Raw genomic sequence first — 23,149 nt, forward strand, 5'->3', positions numbered from 1 at the left:
TCTTCCAGCATACGTAGTGCACTCAGTTTTTGTTCAATCGAATGCCGACTTCTCGCCATAAAAAAACACTCCCCAATAGATAAACAGATTTGTTATTTCATCTGTCTACCTATTGGGGAGCATATCAGAGCAATCGGGTCTCTTGCTGAACATACTCGAGCCTGTAGACACCGTCTGCAGGCTTTTAGGATACAAAAAAACCACTTTTGGCGGGGGACCAAAAGTGGCGTAAGCGTTATGTGATCCGTTCATCGGGGAAACGAACGAATCGGACGTGATGAACCCTAAAGATGTGCCTCGTTTCATGGGGAATGAAACGATGGGGCATCTTCGCTGAAGTAGGATGCTTGATGGACTAAGGGGGAACATCAGATGCATGCTATTCCAGCAACGGGAAACGAGTGGGGAAACTCGCTCATCACTTTTTTCTCGGGTGTGACAAGTTCAAAACGCGATTGGCTCGGGGAAGCCATTCGATCGCTACAGGTGTAACAAACGTTACAATACTGCTTGAACTCGATATGATGTTATCACGTCTGTGACTTGTCGACAAGTGTCGAATCCTCTGTTCACAAAATGTTCAAATTGTCAGAGGTATGTCCTCCAACATCGAACGAGCAGCGAACTGTCCTGAAAGCGTCACCATTGGGCTGCCGCCTCCAGGGTGGGTCGATCCACCCGCAAACCAGATGTTCGAGACGTCTTCCGAGCGCGAGGCCGGACGGAAAAACGCACCTTTTTTCGAGTTTGCTGACGTTCCGTACAACGAGCCGTAATACGCATAAAAATCACGCGTCAAGTCAAGCGGGGTCACGCGGCGGTGGAACAAGACGTCAGCGTCGTCCCAATCGACGCCGAATGTGCGCAGCCGTCGGCGGATCAAATGTTCATACGTCTCGGCATCGATGTCGGTCAAGTGGGCCGGAGCGTTGACGAGGATGAACAGATTGTCACCGGCCTCACCCATGGACGGGTCGGTGTAGGCCGAGTTCGAGATGTAGATCGTCGGTTCGTCGGCGTAGCGCTCTTCGTCGAACAAGGCACGGAACTCAGCCTCGTAATCGTCCGAGAAGTAGACGTTATGATGGGCGAGATTTAGACGTTTGTTCAGTCCGACCATCATGACGAAAGCAGAGACGGATGGCTCGACCGTATCCCGGGTCGGTACAGGGAACGAGGGACGATGGACCGCATCGACGAGCCGAGGATATTGGGTCAACAGCTCCCCGTTCAAAAGGACGGCATCACAAGACATGACTTCTTCATGGTCGATGACGACAGCATGCGCCTTACCGTTCATGACTTCAATCTTTGTGACTTCATGGCCGAGTCGGAACTCGACACCGAGCTCGCTCGCGCGTTTGGCGAAACCTTTGGCAATCGTCCAGTTCCCACCTTTGGCAAAATAGACGCCATCGTTCAACTCGAGATGTGAGATCAAGGCGAACGTGCCGGGTGTGACGTAAGGGCTGCTGCCGATATACGTCGCGTAACGGTCGAGTGCTTGGATGATGCGCGGATCTTTAAAATATTTTTTATGGAGCGCGTGCAAACTCTTAAGCGGATGGACCTTCATCATATCAGCCCAAAGACCTGTGTCGATTTTTGTGTCCATTCGAGTGAAGAAACGATTGTTGGCAATCTCAAATAGCTTTTCAGCCTCGTCCAAATACGCCGCCAATTGATTTTTGTCGGCTTTGTCACCGGTCAAGCGCCGGACTTCAGCTTCCATCTGTTCCCGTTCGGAGTGGAACGTGAACGTCGACCCGTCGGAGAAGTGATTGACCGTATGCGAGTCGAGTTTGACGAGTTCAAAATAATCCTCTGGGTTGGCCCCGCTGTTCCGGATGACGGAACGGAACACGTCCGGCATCGTGATCGTGTTTGGCCCGAAGTCGAAGCGGTGACCGTCCGTGATGATTGGCATGAGCTTACCACCGACGTGTTCATTTTTTTCGATGACGGTCACATCGTACCCGCGAGCCGCTAGTGTGACGGCGGCGCTCAGGCCTCCGAGACCGGCCCCGATAATAGCGATTTGTTTCATTGCAATGCGCCTCCTAACAATTTTCTAATGATACATCCGGCCTTTCCAAGTGATCGGCTTTCGTCTCCATTTTCGGACGACCGCGTTCGTGAGTAGGACGAGGTAGGCAACCAGACTGAACGGATGGAGCCAAAAATGGCGTCCGCCCGACTTCAAGTCGATTGCTAGCCGTGCGAACAAAACGAACAGGCTCGCTCCGAGCGATATCCAGTCTGGTCGGATGAGCAGGAAGATGAACGCCGATAACTGGACGCCGTAGTAAAGGGAAAAATAAAGGGCGATGCCCACTGCTTCATTCATTCCCTTGAATACGTTTTTTGAAAACCCGTTCCAGACTTCCTCGTTCGTCGCATACATATCGCACGTGATATAAGGCGAGACATTGACGAGCGACGTCACTTTTTTACGGCGCTTAAATTCGCGGCATAAATCGATATCATCAATCAGGGAGTCGTGGATCGAGGCGTGACCGCCGACTTCCTCATAACTAGTCCGTTCGACCAAGACGTTCATCCCGTTCGCGGCGGCGAAGGCGGGATGTCTCACTTTTCGCCAAAACAGCGGCAAGTGCTGGGCGATCAAGACGTGTTGCATCGGAATGAGCAGTTTACCGAGCCACGTCGGCGTCGGAAAGCGGGGGAAGCCGGATAAAAAGACGGCGCCTTCCCGGACGAGCGTTCCGTGCATGCGGCCGACGAAGCTCGGATCGATGGTCACATCGGCATCGAGAAACAATAAGTAAGGCTCACGGGTCTGCGTCGCCAATTGATGACAGGCGTGTACTTTTCCGGACCAACCGTCGGTGAGCGGCACACCGCGCAAGATCGTGAACCGGTCGTCCGAGGCGATTTCCCGCACGAGCGCGTCATACGTCCCGTCCTCAGAGCGATCCTCATATAAGTAGACGTGGCAGCCGGCGGTGAGGGCCGGCTTTAAACTGTTGATCAATTTTGGGACGTTCCGCTCTTCGTTGCGGAGCGGAATGCAAATCGCGGTCGGCGGCACCGGGATCGGGGCCGTGAGCGGACGAAGAAATGCCAAGTTGACTAACGTGAAGAGAAACATGAGTCCAGTGAGCACGAATAGGATCATCGTTGTCTCCTCCCGATGTTGAGCAAGTGCTCCGTCCAGTCGGCGAGCCCGCGTCGTGGCGGAAACAACGACATGTACCGGTCCGACTGGGCGATCACATCGGCGCGCGTGTCGTCATAGAGCTGTTCGAGCGCTGTGGCGAGCTCTTGCTTTTGCTCCCGGCGTGTCGTCGAGACGACGGTATGGGTCCGGAACCGGACGTAGACGACCGGGGACGCATGCGACGCGAACGCGTAGTAGATGGCACAAAGCCGGACCTCGGGTTTTGCGAGTAGCATCGTCGCACCGGCCCCGATCTCAAGCGGCCGGTGCTCTTGCGGGTATTCGCGGCCTTGCGGGAACACCCACACCGATTTCCCGACGGACAAAAGCTGATTGGCATAGTTGAGAGAAGCGCGAATGTCGGATAACTTCCCTTTTTTGATGGAAAAGGCGCCTAAGTGACGGAAGAACGGAAAGCGTCGCAATCCGTCCTCATCCATCAGGACGTGAACGTCGTGCCGTAAATAATACTCGTTCAACATGAGCAAGATAAGTCCGTCCCACCAAGAGCTGTGTGTGCTTAAAAAGAGGCCCGGCGTCGGAACGTCATCAGCCCGAACGTTGATCGTGTGAAAGAACGGTCGGATCTGGCGTTCTTTGACGAACGTTGAAAAGATGTTACTGAACCATTTCTTTTTGTTCGCTTCGATCATGACGCAACCTCCGTTCCAAATAGATGACGCTTGCCGTTACAATACTTAGCACACCGATCCCATAAAGACCGGCGTTGACCGCGGTGACGCCGAACAAGGCGTGAAGCATGACGAACAAGTAGCGTCCGTGCATAAGTAAAGTCGGCTCTGCTTCGACTTCGAAGCGGTCGAGTAACCATGAGAAGATGAGCGACAGTCCGAACCATCCGACGAAGTTTTGCGTCGGGATGTCATAATAGAGACCATCATTGGCCCATTCCCAGTAGCCTTTCACGTTGGCTGCGACCGGATCGATCGCCATGTCTAACCAGACCGCCAAAAATGGGACGAGCCAGAGCGTCCGTCGCTTGAACGCGAACAGGCGGGCGACAGCGAAACTTGCGCCGATGACGGCGAGCCAGGCCGCGCCAATCGTGACGGGTACGCCGAACACGGTCGGACCGAACGCTTCGGCATAAATGTACTCGCTGAAAGGGAACCCGGTTTTGACACCGAGCGTCTCGACAGCGATCGAGCCGAAAAAGATGAACGGCACGATGAAACGTGCGTGACGGACCCCGTCGGCAATGACCCACCCTCCGATGAGGCCGGCGAGCCATAAGAAGACCGGGTTCGCCCATTCGAGCCAACTCGGCAGTAAATCAAAGCCGACGAGAACAACGCCGACGACGTACCAGACTAAAAATAATTTCCAAATCCATGGATACACTTTCATCAAATCACCTCACCTTCTATTCTAAAGAGGTTTTTGACATCCGTCTAATGAATGCATGCACAAAAAAAGAGCCCCTGCTAGAGGGACTCATCAATTCGCCATGCGCTTCCGTTTTTTCACAAATGAGAAAGCGATGAACAAGATGTAGAACGGGATGGCGATGAACCAAAATGTCGGCCATTCTTTCCACCGGGCGAACGTCATATACGTCAAATAGACGAGACTGAACGTGATGATGAACGAGTGACGCGGCAACGGCACGTCTTTAAAACTCGGAATACGAACCCGGCTCACCATGAGCAAGGCGAGACCGGTAAAGAAGATCGGGGTGAGCAGTTCGTTGACGCGGTCGCCAAACGTCGTCACGACGGCGAGCAATCCACCGGCTGCCGTGATCGGGACACCTGAGAAATAGCTGGCCGTGACGTTCGTCGCCGACAAGTTGAACCGGGCTAGGCGATAGGCGCCGAAGAGCGGGAATAGGGCGGCGAAGAAGAGCCCGTAGTTTCCGTAATCGATAAAGAACGTATAGTAAGCGAGCAGCGCCGGGGCGACGCCGAACGTGACGACGTCAGCGAGCGAATCAAGCTCTTTTCCGAAGTCACCGTCTACCCCGAGCATACGGGCGAGACGGCCGTCGAGGCTGTCGAGCATCATCGCGATGATGATCAGGAGTGTCGCATTCGAGAAATCGCCCCGCGCGGCGTAGACGATGGCGAGGACGCCACAAAATAAGTTACCGAATGTAAATGAGTTAGGAACCCACGATCGGATTCGTTCTTTCCACATAGTATTGCCTCCATCTTTGTCATTGAGTGAACCAGCGGCCGTCCGTGAAGCGGATCAAGTCGTCCGGTGTTAATTCGATTTGATAGCCACGTTTTCCAGCCGAGATGATGATCTTGTCTTTTTGTTTCGCGCTGTCATGCAAGAAGACAGGGAAGCGCTTTTTCGCTCCGATCGGCGAGACGCCGCCGCGGATATAGCCGGTCAGCGCTTCAAGCTCTTTCATCGGGACGGGCGACGCTTTCTTCGCCCCCCACGCTTTAGCGGCTGCCTTTAAATCAATATCTAAATCTCCTGAGATGAGGAAGAAGGCGTACTTCCGTTGCTCGTTCTCGAGGCAAATCGTCTTATACAGTTGGTCGAGCGGCTTATCGAGTGATGCGGCGACATGTTTTGCGGAGACATCGGACTCATCCACTACATAAGAATGATAAGTGAACGGGATGTTCCGTTGTTTTAATTGTCTTGCGGCATTCGTCAGTTGCACCAGTCCCACCCTTTCGTTGAACGACTCCTCTAAGAATAGCAAATAGTGGTAGCGTCGGGCAATCGAACTTGAAAAGTTTTGGTGTCAGGAAGGAAACAGAATGACCGATAGAGAAATGAACAGTGATTCATTTTTTTTAAAAGGGGGATTATTTCATGGAAACAATTCAAGTGGAACGGCACAACGGGGTAGGCTGGCTCAAATGGAACCGTCCGGAAAAATTGAACGCGCTGAACGAGACGTTGTTACGCGAAGCGAGACAGGCGCTCGGACAACTTGAAGCCGACGAATCGGTCCGGGTCATCGTGCTGATCGGGGAAGGGCGCGCCTTCTCGTCCGGTCAAGACTTGACGATCGAGAGTGACGCCGATTATGGCACGTATTTAGAGGACGTCTACCATCCGCTCGTCCGGGCACTCTCGGATTGCCAGAAGCCAATCATTGCCGGCATCCACGGTGTCGTCGCTGGGGCAGGACTCAGTCTGGCGCTTGCGGCCGACGTTCGCCTCGTCGCCCGTTCGACGAAGTTCAGCTCAGCGTTCATCAAGATCGGCCTCGTCGCCGACGCCGGTGGGCCATATCATTTGCGTCGTTTGATGCGCCAAGACGTCGCGCTCGATTGGATGTGGAGCGGCAGCACGATCGACGCCGAAAGGGCTGAGGCGTTCGGTCTCGTCACTGAACTCATCGAGGATGAGGCGTATCTTGCCCGTCTCACGGCCTACGCCGAGACGCTCGCGGCAAAATCACCGACGGCCGTACAAGGGATGAAGGCACTCCTTCGCGAGTCATCGTTTGAAGACGGGCTCGCGCAAGAGGTCCACTGGCAACGGGAATGCGGCAAGACCGAGGTTCATCAACGGGCGATGCAAGCATTTTTAAGTAAAAAATAAGGGAAGCGGTCGTGTTGACCGCTTCCCTTATTCGTTCAAGAGGATGGTTTGGCTTCGAACTGGAAGCCTTTTTGTTGCCACTTGCCGTACTTCCACCGTCGGAAAGCGAAGAAGCCGCGGAACCACTCGTCGAGCGAGAACGCAAGCCAAATCCCGAGCACACCGAGTCCGAAATGAATCCCGAACAAGTAACTGAAGACGACGGCGACGCCCCACATCGAGGCGATCCCAATCATGACCGGGAAGCGGACGTCTCCGACCGACTTGAGTGACCCCATCAGAACGATGTTCATGGCGCGACCCGGCTCAAGAATGAGCGTCGCCCATAGGATCGGGATACCGACGGCGATGATGTCCGGGTTCGACGTGAACAAGCCGAGCAAGGATTTCCCGAACACGGCGAGGCCGAGTGAGGCGACGAGCGAAGAGAACATGGCGATCTTCAACGTCCGGACTGCCCGAGTATACGCCTCCTTGAACCGCTTCCCGCCGACGTCGCGGGCAATCAATAGCTGTGTCCCTTGGGCGATGGCGACCGTGAACAAAAATGCGAGCATCGATAAGTTCATCACGTAAACGCGAGCGGCGAGCGAGGCGTCACCCATCGTCGCGATGAAGCCGGTGATGACAATTTGTGAAAACTGGTACGACAAGTTCTCTCCTGCCGAAGGAACACCGATTTGTAAGAGTGCTTGAATATCATCGCGTTTTGGACGGATCAACTCTTTGATCGGGAAACGCATCATGAGGCGGCGTTTGACAATCCAAAACAACAGCACCATGGCCGAAAAACGAGCGATGACGATGGCCCAGGCAACACCGGCGACGCCTGTCACCGGGAGGCCGAACCAGCCGGTCACGGCGAGCATGGCTCCTGCTGCCGTGATGATATCGATCAAAAGCGTCGCGAGCATGGCGTGTTTCGTCATGCCATGGCTACGCAACACCGCGCTGAGCGCCATGATGAGCGCTTCGGTGAAGAGCGATAAGCCGACGATTTGCAAGAACAACAAGCCGTAGTCGAACAGCTCATCCGACAGACCAAACAAGCGAAGGAACGTCTCGCCGAACAAGAAGACGACGACGACCATGATGACGCCGAGCCACATGTTCAAGCTGACGGCGGAGCGGGCGAAGTCCCGACTCTTCTTCATTCGACCGGCACCGATCGCTTGACCGATCAAGATCGTCGCACCGACCGAGGTGACGCTGAAGACGATCAAGAAGACGTTCAACAGTTGGTTGGCGACGCCGACCGCGGAAGCGGCGGCATCGGAATATTGGGCGAGCATGAGCGTGGCGATGATCCCGGTCCCCATGTGGAGCGCGAGCTCGATGAAGATCGGCCACGAGATTTTAAATAGGCTGAGCTGTTCGGTGTCTTTGGTTGGCATGAATGTTCCCCTTTTGTTCAAAAATTCTTTATATGAAATATTTATCTTTTAAAAATTACAATGGTCATGTTACTCCTTTTGAAATGAAAAAGAAAGGGGGTTTACTAAATTATTTCCAACAAAAATAACCACCCAAGCAAATGGGTGGTCAAACGCCGTCATTTTAGTTTCAGAATGGAAGTGCCATACGGTGCAAGTTCGATTTCAAGTGAGTCTACGTCCCGGTCGTTCAGTAAATCGTGGGCACCACCTGTATGCCAGAGCGGGTTGAGCGTAGACACCGTATCTGAGTTATTGAAGTAAATCAAATACGTCTCGTCTTTCGAACTCCGTTCGACGATGAGGGCGTTGTCTTCATCGTCGACGAGGTTGAACCGGTACGATCCGCCGTTCGCGAGCACCGGGTGATCTTTGCGGAGCTGAATCAATTTCTGGACGAAGCGGAACAAGTTACGGTCTTCCTCGGCCTCGTCCCACGGCATGCAGCGGCGGCAGCCCGGATCTTGCTCGCCTTCGAGCCCGATCTCATCACCATAGTAAATACATGGGCTACCCGTATACGTGAGCATCGAAGTCATGAGGAGTTTGAACTTCCCTTTATGCCCTTTTGCCCGAGTGAGGGCTCGTGGGGTGTCATGAGAGTCGATCAAGTTGAACGTCACTTCGTTCACGTTCATCGTGTTCATCATTTCGACGCGCGTCAACTCGTCCCGGAACTGTGACGCCGTCGTCCGATCGAGCGCGAAGTAGTTTAAGCTCGCGTTCGTGAACGGATAGTTCATGACCGCATCGAACTGGTCGCCTTGAAGCCACGGTTGGGCATCGTGCCAAATCTCACCGAGGATGTACGCTTCGGGGTTCGCTTCTTTTACAGTGCGACGGAAGTCACGCCAGAACGCGTGGTCGACCTCGTTCGCGACGTCTAAGCGCCAACCATCGATGCCGAACTCTTCGACCCAATAACGGGCCACATCTAATAGATAAGCTTTCAACGCCGGGTGTTCGGTGTTGATCTTCGGCATGTTCTTCTCGAAAGCGAACGTATCGTAGTTCGGCTTCGGTGCCGTCTCGATTGGGAAGTCGCGGAGATAGAACCAGTCCCGATACTCTGAATGAGGCCCGTTCTCGACGACGTCTAAGAACCAAGGATGGTTGTAGCCGACGTGATTGAATACCGCATCGAGCATGACTTTGATCCCGTTCTCATGAAGCAAGTCGACCAATTGTTTGAACTGCTCTTTCGTCCCGAACTGCGGGTCGATTTCCATATAATCGAGCGTGTCGTATTTATGGTTCGTCGTCGCTTTGAAGATCGGGCAGAAGTAAATGCCGGTGATCCCGAGTTCGACGATGTGGTCCATATGATCAATGATGCCTTGGAAGTCGCCACCGAAGAAGTTTGTGATCGTTGGCTCGGTGCTGTTCCAGGCGAGCGTCCCTTCAGGATCGAGTGACGCGTCTCCGTTCGCGAACCGGTCAGGGAAGATTTGATACCAGACCGTGTCCTTGACCCATGACGGGGCGTGGAAAATGTCGATCGGGTTGATGAACGGGACACAGAAGTAATAACCCGTATCGTCGAGCGGTTTATCTTCGAACCAGCCTTTTTCCGTATAGACGGCCGTCTCGTTGCCGTCATGGAGCCGGAACCCGTAACGGAGGCGACGGAACGGCGGCTTGATCGCGATGAACCAGTAGTCGTACTGGTCGTCGTGGCCGATTTGTTCCATTGGTGTCTCGAACGTGCGCCAGTAGCTCGGTTTGTCCGGGTCAAAGTTCCACATCGCCGGGTCTTCTGAATGCCAGTCGTATGGGTCGTTCCAAATTAAGTCAACAGATTGGATATCATTTCTTTTCGTATGAAACCGAATATGGATCGTTTCCCGGTCGTACTTATAAACGAAAGGGGACATGGCGCGATGATAAATAGCTTCTTTGATCAAGTGAAATCGTTCCTTTCTCGATTGGAGTTGTAACCATTTTACACTGTCTATTCCGAAAAGAAATGACAGTTGCGAAAACGTTTGCTCAAGCAAAGGGTAATAAAGCGTTTACATTTTGTCAATCACTGTTCACGACAATTATTGAACAATTGAACACATAAAAGTTGAAAAAGAGATAAATGGGATACCTACGAGAAAAAATCGAAAAAAAAAGTCTTGTAAAACGCTTACACAACTGTATAATAAAAATTGAGGTGAGGATGCAAACGTTTTCACTGAATGACTGATTTCGTAGCGGAGTTGATTAAAATCAGTCGTTCAGTACGTGTGCGCAAATCTGACCATACTAATTTCCTTGGGGAGGTTTTTCATCATGAAGATGAAAAAAATGGTAGCAGGACTTTCAACAGCAGTATTAGCATTCGGTGCACTTGCTGCATGTGGTGGCGGTACGGATAACGGTTCTACTAACGAAGGCGGTTCTACTAGCGAGAACAAGCCAGAAAAAATCGTAATTTGGGAAGATATTGAAAAGTCGGAAACGACGAAAGAAGTTGCGAAAGCGTTTGAAGAAGAACACGGCGTCGCAGTAGAAGTCGTCGAAGTTCAAATGACGGACCAAAAAGACAAGTTGGCGCTTGACGGCCCAGCTGGTAAAGGTCCAGATATCGTTCTCGTACCGCATGACCAAATCGGCACGATCGCTGACCAAGGTCACTTGGCACCGCTCGCTGACGAAGGTGCGCTCGAAGCGTTCACAGATGCTTCGAAATCGGCTGTCATGTTCGACGGACAAGCTTACGGCTATCCTAAATCAGTTGAAACACCAGTCCTCATGTACAACAAGGATTTGGTTTCAGAAGCTCCTGCGTCAATGGACGACCTTTACAAGTTGTCTACAGATCTTAAAGATAAAGGCGAGTACGGCTTCCTCGGTCTTTGGGATAACTTCTACTTCGCTCACGGTGTAGTTGCTGGCTTCGGCGGTTACGTCTTCAAAGAAGACGGCGGCGCGCTCGACCCAACCGACATCGGCTTGAACAACGAAGGCGCAGTCGAAGGATTCGACTACATCGGCAAATGGTACCAAGAAGGCCTCTTCCCTAAAGGATTGATCGGCGAGTCTGGTGGCCAAGCGATGGACCAACTCTTCACTGAGAAGAAAGCACACACAGTTATGAACGGACCTTGGGCTGTTGCTGGTTACGAAGATGCTGGCGTCAACCTCGGAGCGGCGGCGATGCCAACACTTCCGAACGGTGAGCCAATCAAGACGTTCATGGGTGTGAAAACATATGCACTCTCTGCTTACACTGAGAACCAAGAGTGGGCTGAAATGTTCCTCGCAGAACTTACAAATGAAGAGAACGCATTGAAAATGTTTGAAGCATACAACGAGATCCCACCGGTAGCAGCACTCGAGACGAATGAGACAATCACGGCGAACGAAGTTGCGAAAGCGGTATTCGATCAAGCGACAAATGCAATCCCAATGCCTAACATTCCTGAAATGGGACAAGTTTGGGAGCCAATGGCACAAGCGCTTCAGCTCGTAGCGACTGGCAAGCAAGATGCACAAAAATCAGCTGACGATGCTGTTAAAGTCATCGAGCAACAAATCCAAGCAAACAACCAATAAGGATGTGAAATGACGGGGTACGCCACATGGCGTTCCCCATCATTTTCTGAAATTGAGCAAACGCTTGCTCGATTGATTTGCTCAAATTGAAAGGAGAAATTGAGGATGGCTTCAATTCCGAACCCAAAAACACCGGAACAACGACCGGACAAACCGACCAATCATGCTCGGAACGCCGCATTACTCTCGATCATTCCGGGAGCAGGGCAGTTCTATAACAACCAACGTGCGAAGGCGATCGCGTTCTTTATCGTCATCATGTCTTATTTTGCAGTAAACTACGATCTGTTTTTCAAAGGGGCGGGCGCCGGACCTGGTGACCGTGGTGGCCTTTGGGGATTGATCACGCTTGGCGAAGTAGCAGGACCTCGTAACGACCACTCCATCTTCTTGATGGTAGAAGGTATTGTCGCAATAATCTTACTGTTCTTCGGTATCGCGTTCTACATTTGGAACATTCGTGACGCTTACCGAGTCGGTCGCATTCGTGATCAGCACCTAAACGTGCCAACGTTCCAAGTGCAACTTCGCAACTTGCGCGACCATGGATTCCCATACTTGATGTTGATCCCGTCGCTTATCTTGCTCGTCTTCACAGTCGTGTTGCCGCTGATCTTTACGTTCTTGATCGCGTTCACGAACTATCGTTACAACAATGCGCCACCGGCAAAACTCGTCGAGTGGATCGGGTTCGAAAACTTTACGCGCATCTTTGAAATCGACATTTGGCGCGACACGTTCGTCGGCGTTCTTGGTTGGACGCTCGTCTGGACGGTCGCTTCAACGGTCGGTGTCATCGCGATCGGGATTTTCCTTGCCGTTCTGTTGAACCAAGAAGGACTTCGGTTCCGTCGCTTGTTCCGTTCAATCTTGATCTTGTCATGGGCCGTACCAGCGTTCATCACGATCTTGATTTTCCGCTCGATGTTCAATGAGTCGTTCGGTGTGTTCAATACGACAATCCTGCCGGCCTTCGGTCTCGATCCGATTAACTGGATGACCGACCCGACAGCGACACGTAGTGCGCTCATCTTGATTCAATGGTGGCTCGGTTTCCCGTTCATCATGACGCTCATGACCGGTGTCTTGCAGTCGATCCCGGGTGACTTGTATGAAGCTGCGACGATTGACGGCGCGAACATCTTTGATAAGTTCCGTCTGATCACATTGCCGATGCTCTTGTTCGCAACAGCACCGATTCTCATCACGCAGTTCACGTTCAACTTTAACAACTTTAACATCATCTATCTCTTCAACGGTGGTGGGCCGGCTGTCCCAGGACAAACTGCCGGTGGTACCGACATCTTGATTTCATGGATTTACAAATTGTCGCTCGGGGCCAACCCGCAATACGGACTTGCGGCTGCGATCACGCTCATCTTGTCATTCTTCATCATGACACTAGCCGTCATCCAGTTCCGTCGGACAAAATCTTTCAAAGACGAGGATATGGTCTGATATGAAAAAACAAAAACGAATCAATTTGGCGTTCTCTTATGTCATCTTGACGCTTGCGTCGATCATTATTCTCTATCCGATGCTTTGGGTAGTAGGAACGTCATTTAACCCGGGTCGTACGATCACGTCAACGATCATCCCATCAAACCCAACGCTCATTCACTATAAAAACTTGTTTGATCTAACAATTTCGGATTATAGTCTATGGTATGTGAACACATTGAAGATCGCTTTCATCACGATGGCGCTCGCTGTAATTTTAGTTACGATTACTGGTTATGTGTTCTCGCGTTACCGTTTCGTCGGACGGAAGAACTCGCTCATCTTGTTCCTCGTCTTGCAGATGGTCCCGCAATTCGTTGCCATCATCGCGATTTTTGTGTTACTCAACATGCTCGGCCTTCTTGATACGCATACAGCGCTGATCTTGCTGTACGCCGGTGGGGCGATTCCGATGAACACGTACCTGGCGAAAGGTTACTTCGATACGATTCCGAAGGAGCTCGATGAGGCTGCTCGGATGGATGGTGCCGGTCACCTCCGTATCTTCTGGCAAATCATTTTGCCGCTCGCGAAGCCAATTGTCGCAACGATCGCCTTGTTCAACTTCATGGGCCCGTTCAACGACTTCATCTTGGCATCGCTCGTCCTGCGTACTCCTGAGAAGCAGACGCTAGCGGTTGGACTTTACAATATGATCTCGCGACAATTCGACAACAACTTTACGTTGTTCGCGGCAGGAGCCGTCCTTTCGGCCCTCCCGATCGTCCTCTTGTTCTTCATATTCCAACGTTACTTCGTCTCCGGTCTCACTGCGGGTGGTACGAAAGGTTAATACTCAAAAAGGGGGAAGCGATATGAGGCGAGGCGTCGTGCTCGTTCTCCTGTCGCTTCTTTTGTTTCCTACAATCGTCGGAGCGAAAGAAGCAGCAACATGGGAACAAGAACGCATGTACTTTATTATGGTCGACCGGTTCGTTGACGGGAATCCTGACAACAACGACCAAGTCGACAAGAATGATCCAAAAGCGTTTCACGGAGGCGACATTCAAGGTGTAATCGAGAAGCTCGACTACATCGAGTCGCTCGGATTTACGTCGATTTGGTTGACGCCGGTGTTTCAGAACATGCCGGACGGGTACCACGGCTACTGGATCAAAGATTTTTATGACATCGATCCCCAGTTTGGGACGAAAGAAGATTTGCAAGAACTCGTCGATGAGGCGCATAAGCGCGATATGAAAGTCATTCTTGACTTCGTCGTCAACCATGTCGGTCCGAAACATCCGTGGGTCGAGGAACGACCGGACTGGTTCCATGACGAGTTGCCGATCGTGCTTTGGCAAGACCAAGAGCAAGTCGAGACGCACTGGTTGTTCGACTTGCCGGACTTTAAAACGGAAGACCCTGAAGTGAAAGATTATTTGATCGACGCCGCTACTTATTGGATTGAGGAGACCGGCATCGATGGCTATCGACTCGATACGGTCCGCCACGTCGACAAACCGTTTTGGAAAGATTTTGTCGAAGCGGTGCGGGCGGTCGACCCTGACTTTTACTTGTTGGCCGAAGTGTTCGACCCGAATCCACAATACGTCGCTGAGTACGACGATTTAGGATTTAACAGCGTCACAAACTTTACGTTCTATGATCGCGTCTCGAAGACGATGACGCAAAAGCACGCCAACGTCGACGAAATCGATGTGGCGGCAAGCTACGCTGAGACGTTTTTCAACGATCCGAACCAAATGGCGACGTTCCTAGACAACCATGATGTCGAGCGGTTCATGCACGTCGCTGGACTTGGTGGAGCCGAGTCGGCAGAACGGCGACTTCGCCTAGCACTGTTCACGCTCTATGCGTCGCCTGGTATGCCGATTTTATTCCAAGGGACAGAAAACGCGCAAACCGGTGGGGCCGATCCGGCCAACCGGGTGATGACGGATTTCCCAGGGAATGAAGAGTTACATGAATACGTCGCGACGATGAACCGGATGCGGGAAGACTATCCCGTCTTCGCCACTGGAGAGCAACGAATGATTGCCTCGAAAGACGGCATGGCCGTGTTCGAGCGTCGCGACGGCGATGAGGTCGCCTTGTACGCCATCAATATGAACGATGAGGATACAGAGATTGAATTCGAGGTAAGCGAAGTCGGTGAAAATCAACGGCTCCGCGGTCTCTTGTTCTCACAACTTGTCACGGAAAAACGTGGCACGTTCACCATCAAGCTCGCTGGCGAAAGCGCCAACGCCTATGTCGTCGAAGAATCGGAAGTGAACATGTGGACGATTGGTCTGCTCGTCGTCGCGATTCCGCTGTTCTTGACGGGTCTGGTCATGTGGAAGCGCCGCAAGAGCGTGAGCTGAATACCCTGTCGCAGGGAACAATGAATTAACGGAAGCAAGGGGGAGCACCATGCAAATCACGATCAAAGATGTCGCCAAGCACGCCAACGTCGCACCGTCGACAGTGTCCCGCGTCATCGCCAACAGTCCGCGAATTAGCCAGAAAACGAAAGAACGTGTTCGTAGTTCGATGGAAGAACTCGGGTACCATCCGAACATCCATGCAAGAAGTCTCGCCAACCGCTCGACACAATCGATTGGTCTTGTCATGCCGAGCGCGGCGACGAAAATACTCCAAAATCCGTTCTTCCCGGAAGTGTTGCGCGGAATCAGTACGAAAGCCCATCAAAACGGTTATTCGTTGTACATGACGACTGGTGTGACCGAAGAAGAAGTGCTATCGGGTGTCATCGAGATGGTCCAAGGTCGCCGGGTCGACGGTGTCATCGTCCTGTATTCACGCGAAGACGATAAAGTCGTCCAATATTTGCGCCAGACGAAGTTCCCGTTCGTCGTCGTCGGGAAGCCGTTCGGGGACGCCTCGTCGATCACGTACGTCGATACGGACAACTACTTGGCTGGCCGTGAAGTGACGAAGCACTTGTACAACCTCGGCCACCGCCGCATCGCCTTCATCGGCGGATCGGATAAATTGGCCGTCACGCAAGACCGTCGCAACGGGTACGCGACGGCGCTTATGGAAGCCGGGATCCCGGTACGGGAAGACTACATCGCCCGTGCCGAGTTCATGACGAAAGGCGGCGCTAAAGCGGTCCGGGAGTTGCTTCACGTCGATGAGCCACCGACGGCTGTCGTCGTCAGTGATGATATGATGGCGCTCGGTGTCATCAGCACGCTCAGTGAAATGGGTCTAAAAATCCCTGAAGACGTCGCTGTCGTAAGTTTCAACAACGTTTATATCGCTGAGCATTCGAATCCGCCGCTCACGTCAGTCGAGATCAACATCTTCGGTCTCGGTTTCGAGGCGACGAACTGCCTGATCGAACAAATCGGCGATAGTGCACCACCGTATGGGAAACGTGTCATCGTCCCGCACTATCTAGTCGTCCGCCAGTCTTGTGGTCAAAAAAAGAATAGCCATGCGGCTGAATGAGTTGAAACCTTCCGTTTTCGTGCGGAAGGTTTTTTTGTGCGGATTCCGATGCATATAAAGGAAGAACGTTCAATCCGACAAAAGTCCTGGCGTTACAAACAGATTACAGTTGTGCGAGAAGCGGTTGAAAACAAAGTCCGAGGGAACACTTATACTACCGGCAGAACAGCAAATCACAATAGAGCAGCCCGGCCAATAACCAAAAAATATAGAATTTGAAAGGGAGATACAATCATGGATAACAAACGTTACGTAGGGACTTACTATCAAGAAGCAGAGCTTGTTTCGAAAATTGATGAACTTCGCGCGGCGGGACACCGCGAGGACGACCTGTACGTTGTTGTAAAAGATAAATCGAACCTTTCGATGGTTCGTGGCGAAACGGATGCAGAAGTAAAAGAAACGAAAGCATCGTGGCTCGATCGCTTCTTTGGAGTCGCAGACGGCGGCGATGAAGTGCGCCATACGTTTGATAAACTCGGCTTCTCAGAAGAAGAGACGGCACGCCACCATCAAGATATCGAAAACGGCGGCTTCGTCCTATTATTAGATACAGACGACGGCGTCTTGGACAACGGTCGCAACGACACGTTCGAAGGCGGTCGCACGTCAGCCGGCTATGGTTCTGAAGGGAACGAGGCTGGAAACATGACGGCACGTGACCCGCTAACAGCGGCAGGAACAGGTGTCGGGGCAGCCGGCACTGGGCTTGACGCGACGGGAACGAATCATGATTCGACGCGTCACCATGACATGGACGAGGACATTCGCAACCGCACCGATTTGACGGACGAGCAAAAACTTCAACTACACGAAGAGCGTCTCCAAATCAATAAAGAACGCGTTCAGACCGGTGAAGTCCGAGTCGAAAAAGAAGTCGTTGAGCACGAAGAACGGGTCGACGTCGAAGTCGAGCGTGACGAAGTGTACGTCGAACGACGTCAAGTCGACGGAGACCGTGAAACGACGGGACATTCGTTCGATGCGACGACAGACCGCGACGAGATTCGTGTGCCAGTCACAGAAGAGCGCGTCGACGTCACGAAGAAAGACGTCGTGGCCGAAGAAATCGTCGTCGGCACAGACAAAGTGAAAGATACAGAGACGGTACGCGAGACGCTTCGTAAAGAAGAAGCCCATATCGAAGGCGAAAACAGTCATCGGAAACATGACGCTGACCATACGCGCCGTGATGAGCGCGACCGGATCTAATTGGATGACCAAGCACCTCGACAAGGATGGCTCTCTCTGAGGGACCATCCTTTTTTTCGCCAATCCATCTTACAGGAGGAACGAATGTTATGAAACATGCCATCATCTCTGAAGTATTTGACCAGCCCGAGGTGTTGCTCAAGCGGACGGTCGATTTGAAGCAAGAAGGATATAAAGAAGAAGACATGTATGTCTTCGTCAAACGAACTGAGACGGCTGACGCCATCCGACGCCATTCAAAACTATACGTACTCGTCGCGGATGAGCCGGATACGGTGGCGTCTCTCGTCACGTCAAGCGAACGGCCGATTGAGCGCTGGCTCGGCAGTATGCGGTTGACGCGCGAGCAGCGGGAACGATTCGTGGGTGAAGTCGAGCGAGGGCGGTTGTTCCTTTATGTCGACGCGGATCAAAACGAGGAGATGGCGGACATTAAACGATTGCCGCGCGCCTCTTCCAAGGAGCACGAAGAACAGACGCTTGAACTGCACGAGGAGCGACTCGCGGTTGAAAAAGAAACGGTGCAGACAGGGGAACTCGTCATCGACAAGCATGTAACAGAGACCGAACAGACGATTGAAGTACCTGTTCGGAGGGAACACTTACATGTAGAGCGCCATGCTGGTTCTGAAGATGTGATTGAAGACTACGACTTCGACAAACCCGGCATCCGGACAATTGACGAAGGGGACCAGCTACGTATCCAAGTCATCGAAGAGCGCGCCTTCATCGTCAAGCGTCCGGTCGTAGTCGAAGAGATCATCGTCCGCAAGCAAGTGGATGAAGATACGAAGACGGTCACCGAGACGCTCCGTAAAGAAGAAATCGATATTAGGCAAGTGGGACAAGGCAAGATCACGATCGAGGACAATCCAACATCTAGAAAGGATGATAAATGATGAGTAACAAACGATTTGTTGATACGTACAAAGACGAGGCGGCACTCGTCTCAAAGATTGATCAACTGAGCCAAGACGGGTACGACGAGAAAGACCTTTACGTCGTCACGAGAGATAAGGACAACGTGTCGCTCGTCAAACGGAACACTGACGCGAAAATCGAGGAAGCGAACGCTTCTTGGATGCAGAAGTTCGCGGGCGTCGCCGAAGGAGAGCAGGAAGTGAAACGGGCGCTCCTCGATCTCGGTTTGGCTGATGACGACGTCAACAAAGCGTACGGGGACATTATGGACGGTGGGTATGCCCTCATTCTCGATGAGCCCGATACCGGATTCAATGATGGCGACAACCCGGCCTTTGAAGGTCATGAAGCGAACGCCGCCTTCGGTCGCGATTCAGACGTGTGATATAGACATACCTACTTTGGCCCAATGCGCCAGAGTAGGTTTTTTTTTCGTTCCAAAAGTGACGAAAAAAAGAAAGAAAAACTTTTATGCAAACGATTGCATTCTCGGTGTAGTCGTGTAAAATGAGAGGTGAGATTAAAATACAGCGCTTTCATAGACAAGCGGTTGCACGATTTGGTTGTCTACTGACAAGTAGCCTTGTAGAGAAAAAGGAGTGGCAGACAGATGAAACGATTGTTTGCAGTCGACGAATGGAAAGTAACGGAAGAAGGGCTTCACCCGAACGAGAACCGTCTCGCAGAATCGATCACCTCGCTCGGTAACGGGCACATGGGGATGCGCGGGAACTTTGAAGAAGATTATTCAAATGATACGCACCAAGGATTTTACGTGGCGGGCGTCTACTATCCCGACAAAACGCGTGTCGGTTGGTGGAAGAACGGATATCCGGAATACTTCGCCAAAGTATTGAACGCGACGAACGTGGCCGGCCTGCGTGTCGCCATCAACGGGACGCCTGTCGACTTGGCGAAGTGGGAAGTCAAAGGCTTCACACGCGAACTCGATATGCAGCGCGGTGTCCTCACGCGGACGTTCACGCTCGTGAACGGATCCGAGGAGACGAACGTCGAAGTCGTCCGCTTCTTCTCGATCGTCGACAAAGAGATTTTGGCGATTCGCTACAACGTCACGCCGGTGAACTATGAAGCGAAAATCGAATTCACTCCTTATCTAGACGGGGACGTCGTCAACGAAGACTCGAACTACGATGAGAAATTCTGGTTGCCGGTCGAACACGGCGTCGAAGAACGGTTCGGTTTCGTCACGACAAAAACGAAGAAACTTGATTGGCACGTCACGGCGTCGATGATTGCTGACGTCGAAGGTGCACGCTGTGAAGTGCTCGATGCGACCGACCTCTACGTCGCTAACCGTTTCACGGTCAAAGCGGCAGCGGGTGAGACGGCAACGGCGTACAAGTACGTCTCGGTCGTCACGAACCGTGACCATGAAATTGACAATTTGCAAGGAGTCGGCATGCAGCGCGTCGAAGCCGCGTTCGAGAAAGGGTTCGAGACGCTCTTGGCGGAACAGACGGAAGCTTGGCTCGCCCGTTGGGAAAACGCGGACGTCCGCATCGACGGCGACGCGGAAGCGCAACAAGGCATCCGTTTCAACATCTTCAACATGTATCAAACGTATACGGGTGAAGACTCACGTCTCAACATCGGACCGAAAGGGTTCACGGGCGAGAAGTACGGTGGCGCCACGTATTGGGACACGGAAGCGTATTGCCTCCACTTCTACTTGGCGACGACGAAGCCGGAAGTGTCGTGGAATTTGCTCAAATATCGTCATAATCAATTGCCGCAAGCGAAAGAGAACTCGGTCAAAAACGTCGGGATGAAGGGCGCCTTGTATCCGATGGTGACGATGAACGGGGAAGAGTGCCACAACGAGTGGGAGATCACCCATGAAGAGATTCACCGGAACGGTGCGATCGCCCATGCGATCTTTAACTACACGAACTTCACGGGCGACAAGTCGTACCTAGGTCAATACGGACTTGAAGTATTGGTCGAGATCTCGCGTTACTGGGCTAGCCGCGTCAACTTTGTACCACATAAAGACGTGTACATGATCCTAGGCGTCACAGGTCCGAACGAATACGACAACAACGTCAACAACAACTGGTACACGAACTTGATCGCCGCTTGGACGCTCGAGTACACGCAAGAAGTGTACAACTACTTGAAAGAAGCAGAACCGGCACGACTCGACGAGTTGACAGCAACGCTCAACTTGACGGATGCGGAACTCGCGAAGTGGGCTGATATCCAAACGAAGATGTACTATCCGAAAGACGACCTCGTCCCGGACGTGTTTATGCAGCAAGACGGGTTCATGGATAAAGAACAGATCTTAGTGAAAGACCTCGATCCGAAACACTTGCCACTTAATCAAAATTGGTCGTGGGACCGCATCCTCCGCTCGAACTTTATCAAGCAGGCGGACGTGCTCCAAGGCCTGTACACGTTCAGCGACCGCTTCACGCTCGAGCAAAAACGTGCGAACTTCGACTTCTATGAGCCGCGCACGGTGCATGAGTCGAGCTTGTCGCCTTGTGTCTACTCGATCGTGGCAGCTGAAGTCGGATATGAAGACAAAGCGGTCGAGCTGTACCAACGCTCAGCCCGACTCGACCTTGATAACTACAACAACGATACAGAAGACGGTCTTCACATCACATCGATGGTCGGTTCGTGGATGGCAATCGTCCACGGCTTCGCAGGAATGCGCGCCCTCGAGACCGAACTCACGTTCAGCCCGATGATCCCGAAAGATTGGGACGGTTACTCGTTCAACGTGCTCTGGCGCGGCCATCACTTGACGGTCACATCGACGCGTGAACAAGTGACGATCAAACAGACAAATGGAACGGACGTTACGATTCGTGTGTACGGAAACGCGGTAACGGTTCCAGCGAATGATTCAGTGACAATCGAGACAGTGAAAGCGTAACCAAACGTATCAGGTCAACAAGTCGGCTTCGGCCGGCTTGTTTTTTTGTGATACAGGTGGGCACATCGCAGTATTTTTGTTGTAGGCATGGCTTTGAATGTATGTTATCTTGATGCTTAGCTAATTTTGAAAGGGGAGACAGAACTTGACGGAATCCGTTAAAGAACACGCGCGCATCGGGATCGTTTCGATCATCGGGGGAGTGTTCGTCGCATTATCCATGACATTATTCTTAATCCCGGCGGGGGTTTACTCGACTGGGTTTACGGGCTTGGCCCAAATTTTCACGACCTTATTTGCCGGTACGCCGTTTGAGCTCGGTGAAGGCATTTGGTTCTTCATCTTGAACGTACCGCTCTTGATCGTCAGTTATTTTATGCTCGGAAAGAACATGATGATCCATACGTTGATCAGCGTCGCCTCGGTCACCTTGTTCATTCGCGTGCTTCCGCAAACACCTCTCCTCTCGGACGATCCGCTGTTGAACGCCGTATTCGGCGGGGTATTGCTCGCCATCGGGTCAGGCATCACGATTCGGTTCGGTGCCTCGACCGGAGGGTTTGATATCGTCGCCCTCATCCTAGCGAAGTTCACGAACAACTCGGTCGGCGTCTACTTGTTCCTCATGAACATGATGATCGCGCTTGGGGCCGGTGCTTTGTTCGGATGGCCGACGGCGCTGTATACGATCGTCTTCTTGTACGTGACGTCGAAAGTCATCGATGAGATTTACACGAATACGCAGCGGCAGACGCTCTTCATCGTCACGAATCATCCGGACGAAGTGACGCAAGAGTTGCACCAACACGTGTTCCGCGGCATCACACTCATGCCGGCGATCGGTACGTATTCGAAAGTCGAGAAAGCGACGCTCATGATGGTCGCCCAACGCCACGAAGTCCGTGAGATCACACGTATCTGCAAAGATGCCGATTCACACGTCTTTATTAACGTCGTTCCGACTGAAGACGTTGAAGGGGCGTTCCGACGCTAAACAAAACCCCGCTGAACACTCAGCGGGGTTTATTATATAGGGGAGCAACAAACTAGATTACGGAGATGATTATTATCGCCACCGCTGATCGAGCAGTCGTGATGTGGAAGGACTATGTAGAGCTTAAGGAGCATGAAATCACCATTGCGGATACGGAAGCGGGTGCAATCGCATATATCTGCAAGAAAAATGACGTCGAATGTATCATTATCAAAGGAATCTCTGACTTTCCGACAGATGAGGGACATTATGATCCAGTTGCTTCGAATGCTGAACAAATCAATGTGTATTTAGCAAACACACCGAAAGTCATGGTCAAGATTTTTGACGAATATTTAACATAATTAAGCGAGAATTCTCCCACCTCTAAGCGTCTGGGGCGAAGCCCAGCGTAGGTGGGAGATGAATCGCCCGTACATAAACCTCTTGGCCACCCCTGTGACAGATATGACGAACATAAGTTCGTGATTCCGTCAGATTTCCCTTCCCCCGTCGCGGGTATC

At 52.1% G+C, this 23,149-nt stretch carries 19 protein-coding genes and 1 pseudogene; 12 read left to right on the forward strand and 8 right to left on the reverse strand.

Translation table 11 applies throughout. From position 1 onward, the window contains the following. Window positions 1–580 precede the first annotated feature (580 nt). From EVJ20_RS00005 to ybaK, 6 genes are all read right to left on the reverse strand, one after another. The gene (locus EVJ20_RS00005) at window positions 581–2,047 is read right to left on the reverse strand and encodes a phytoene desaturase family protein (RefSeq protein WP_131459106.1); all 1,467 of its coding nucleotides are present in this window, start codon (window positions 2,045–2,047) and stop codon (window positions 581–583) included. A 24-nt stretch (window positions 2,048–2,071) separates the two neighbouring features. Then, window positions 2,072–3,139, reverse strand: coding sequence for a glycosyltransferase (locus EVJ20_RS00010; RefSeq protein WP_131466133.1), 1,068 nt, complete (start codon window positions 3,137–3,139; stop codon window positions 2,072–2,074). After that, window positions 3,136–3,834, reverse strand: a complete 699-nt coding sequence (locus EVJ20_RS00015) for a lysophospholipid acyltransferase family protein (protein WP_131466131.1) — start codon at window positions 3,832–3,834, stop codon at window positions 3,136–3,138. The genes EVJ20_RS00010 and EVJ20_RS00015 overlap by 4 nt, the downstream gene beginning before the upstream one ends. Next, window positions 3,800–4,549, reverse strand: coding sequence for a carotenoid biosynthesis protein (locus EVJ20_RS00020; protein ID WP_131466129.1), 750 nt, complete (start codon window positions 4,547–4,549; stop codon window positions 3,800–3,802). Before EVJ20_RS00020 ends, EVJ20_RS00015 begins: the two co-directional genes overlap by 35 nt. A 90-nt stretch (window positions 4,550–4,639) precedes the next feature. Next, window positions 4,640–5,338, reverse strand: a complete 699-nt coding sequence (gene pssA / locus EVJ20_RS00025; protein WP_016508135.1) for a CDP-diacylglycerol--serine O-phosphatidyltransferase — start codon at window positions 5,336–5,338, stop codon at window positions 4,640–4,642. Window positions 5,339–5,357: 19 nt separating this feature from the next. After that, complete coding sequence (gene ybaK / locus EVJ20_RS00030) at window positions 5,358–5,822, reverse strand: Cys-tRNA(Pro) deacylase (protein ID WP_131459102.1); 465 nt, start codon at window positions 5,820–5,822, stop codon at window positions 5,358–5,360. A gap of 155 nt (window positions 5,823–5,977) precedes the next feature. Between ybaK and EVJ20_RS00035 the strand changes: the two genes are divergently transcribed. Continuing rightward, window positions 5,978–6,715 carry an enoyl-CoA hydratase/isomerase family protein gene (locus tag EVJ20_RS00035; RefSeq protein ID WP_131506752.1) on the forward strand — a complete coding sequence of 246 codons (738 nt, stop codon included), beginning with the start codon at window positions 5,978–5,980 and terminating at the stop codon, window positions 6,713–6,715. 35 nt (window positions 6,716–6,750) lie between these two features. Here EVJ20_RS00035 and EVJ20_RS00040 read toward each other — a convergent pair whose 3' ends face one another. Together EVJ20_RS00040 and EVJ20_RS00045 are read right to left on the reverse strand one after the other, a co-directional pair. Next, window positions 6,751–8,109 (reverse strand): MATE family efflux transporter, encoded by a 1,359-nt coding sequence (locus tag EVJ20_RS00040; RefSeq protein WP_131506754.1) that lies wholly within the window; start codon window positions 8,107–8,109, stop codon window positions 6,751–6,753. A gap of 158 nt (window positions 8,110–8,267) precedes the next feature. Beyond that, window positions 8,268–10,052 carry a glycoside hydrolase family 13 protein gene (locus EVJ20_RS00045; protein WP_070327832.1) on the reverse strand — a complete coding sequence of 595 codons (1,785 nt, stop codon included), beginning with the start codon at window positions 10,050–10,052 and terminating at the stop codon, window positions 8,268–8,270. A gap of 373 nt (window positions 10,053–10,425) precedes the next feature. Between EVJ20_RS00045 and EVJ20_RS00050 the strand changes: the two genes are divergently transcribed. The 11 genes and pseudogenes from EVJ20_RS00050 to EVJ20_RS00100 all read left to right on the forward strand — a co-directional run. Then, entirely contained in the window at window positions 10,426–11,691 is a 1,266-nt protein-coding gene (locus EVJ20_RS00050) for an extracellular solute-binding protein (RefSeq protein ID WP_084813065.1), read from the forward strand. Between the two features lie 105 nt (window positions 11,692–11,796). Next, a complete protein-coding gene (locus EVJ20_RS00055; protein WP_131506756.1) occupies window positions 11,797–13,149 on the forward strand; it encodes a carbohydrate ABC transporter permease in 1,353 nt (450 codons plus the stop codon). A gap of 1 nt (window position 13,150) precedes the next feature. Then, window positions 13,151–13,984: a sugar ABC transporter permease gene (locus EVJ20_RS00060; protein ID WP_071399256.1), complete on the forward strand. Its 834-nt coding sequence runs from the start codon at window positions 13,151–13,153 to the stop codon at window positions 13,982–13,984. 22 nt (window positions 13,985–14,006) lie between these two features. Further along, window positions 14,007–15,518 (forward strand): alpha-amylase family glycosyl hydrolase, encoded by a 1,512-nt coding sequence (locus tag EVJ20_RS00065; RefSeq protein WP_131506759.1) that lies wholly within the window; start codon window positions 14,007–14,009, stop codon window positions 15,516–15,518. A gap of 49 nt (window positions 15,519–15,567) precedes the next feature. After that, the gene (locus EVJ20_RS00070) at window positions 15,568–16,611 is read left to right on the forward strand and encodes a LacI family DNA-binding transcriptional regulator (RefSeq protein ID WP_070327828.1); all 1,044 of its coding nucleotides are present in this window, start codon (window positions 15,568–15,570) and stop codon (window positions 16,609–16,611) included. A 234-nt stretch (window positions 16,612–16,845) separates the two neighbouring features. After that, on the forward strand, window positions 16,846–17,823 hold the full coding sequence (locus EVJ20_RS00075) for a YsnF/AvaK domain-containing protein (protein WP_131441571.1): 978 nt from the start codon (window positions 16,846–16,848) through the stop codon (window positions 17,821–17,823). Window positions 17,824–17,912: 89 nt separating this feature from the next. Beyond that, window positions 17,913–18,722: a YsnF/AvaK domain-containing protein gene (locus tag EVJ20_RS00080; RefSeq protein ID WP_161568078.1), complete on the forward strand. Its 810-nt coding sequence runs from the start codon at window positions 17,913–17,915 to the stop codon at window positions 18,720–18,722. After that, a complete protein-coding gene (locus EVJ20_RS00085; protein ID WP_236636137.1) occupies window positions 18,722–19,129 on the forward strand; it encodes a general stress protein in 408 nt (135 codons plus the stop codon). The genes EVJ20_RS00080 and EVJ20_RS00085 overlap by 1 nt, the downstream gene beginning before the upstream one ends. 225 nt (window positions 19,130–19,354) lie before the next feature. After that, window positions 19,355–21,652, forward strand: coding sequence for a glycoside hydrolase family 65 protein (locus EVJ20_RS00090; RefSeq protein WP_131506761.1), 2,298 nt, complete (start codon window positions 19,355–19,357; stop codon window positions 21,650–21,652). Window positions 21,653–21,797: 145 nt separating this feature from the next. Continuing rightward, window positions 21,798–22,646: a YitT family protein gene (locus EVJ20_RS00095; protein WP_070327823.1), complete on the forward strand. Its 849-nt coding sequence runs from the start codon at window positions 21,798–21,800 to the stop codon at window positions 22,644–22,646. A 74-nt stretch (window positions 22,647–22,720) separates the two neighbouring features. After that, window positions 22,721–22,990, forward strand: a pseudogene (locus EVJ20_RS00100) (permease); the annotation flags it as partial. Window positions 22,991–23,149 lie beyond the last annotated feature (159 nt).

Origin of the sequence: Exiguobacterium sp. SH0S1 (genome assembly GCF_004337165.1) — a bacterium.
Taxonomy (GTDB): domain Bacteria; phylum Bacillota; class Bacilli; order Exiguobacteriales; family Exiguobacteriaceae; genus Exiguobacterium; species Exiguobacterium aurantiacum_A.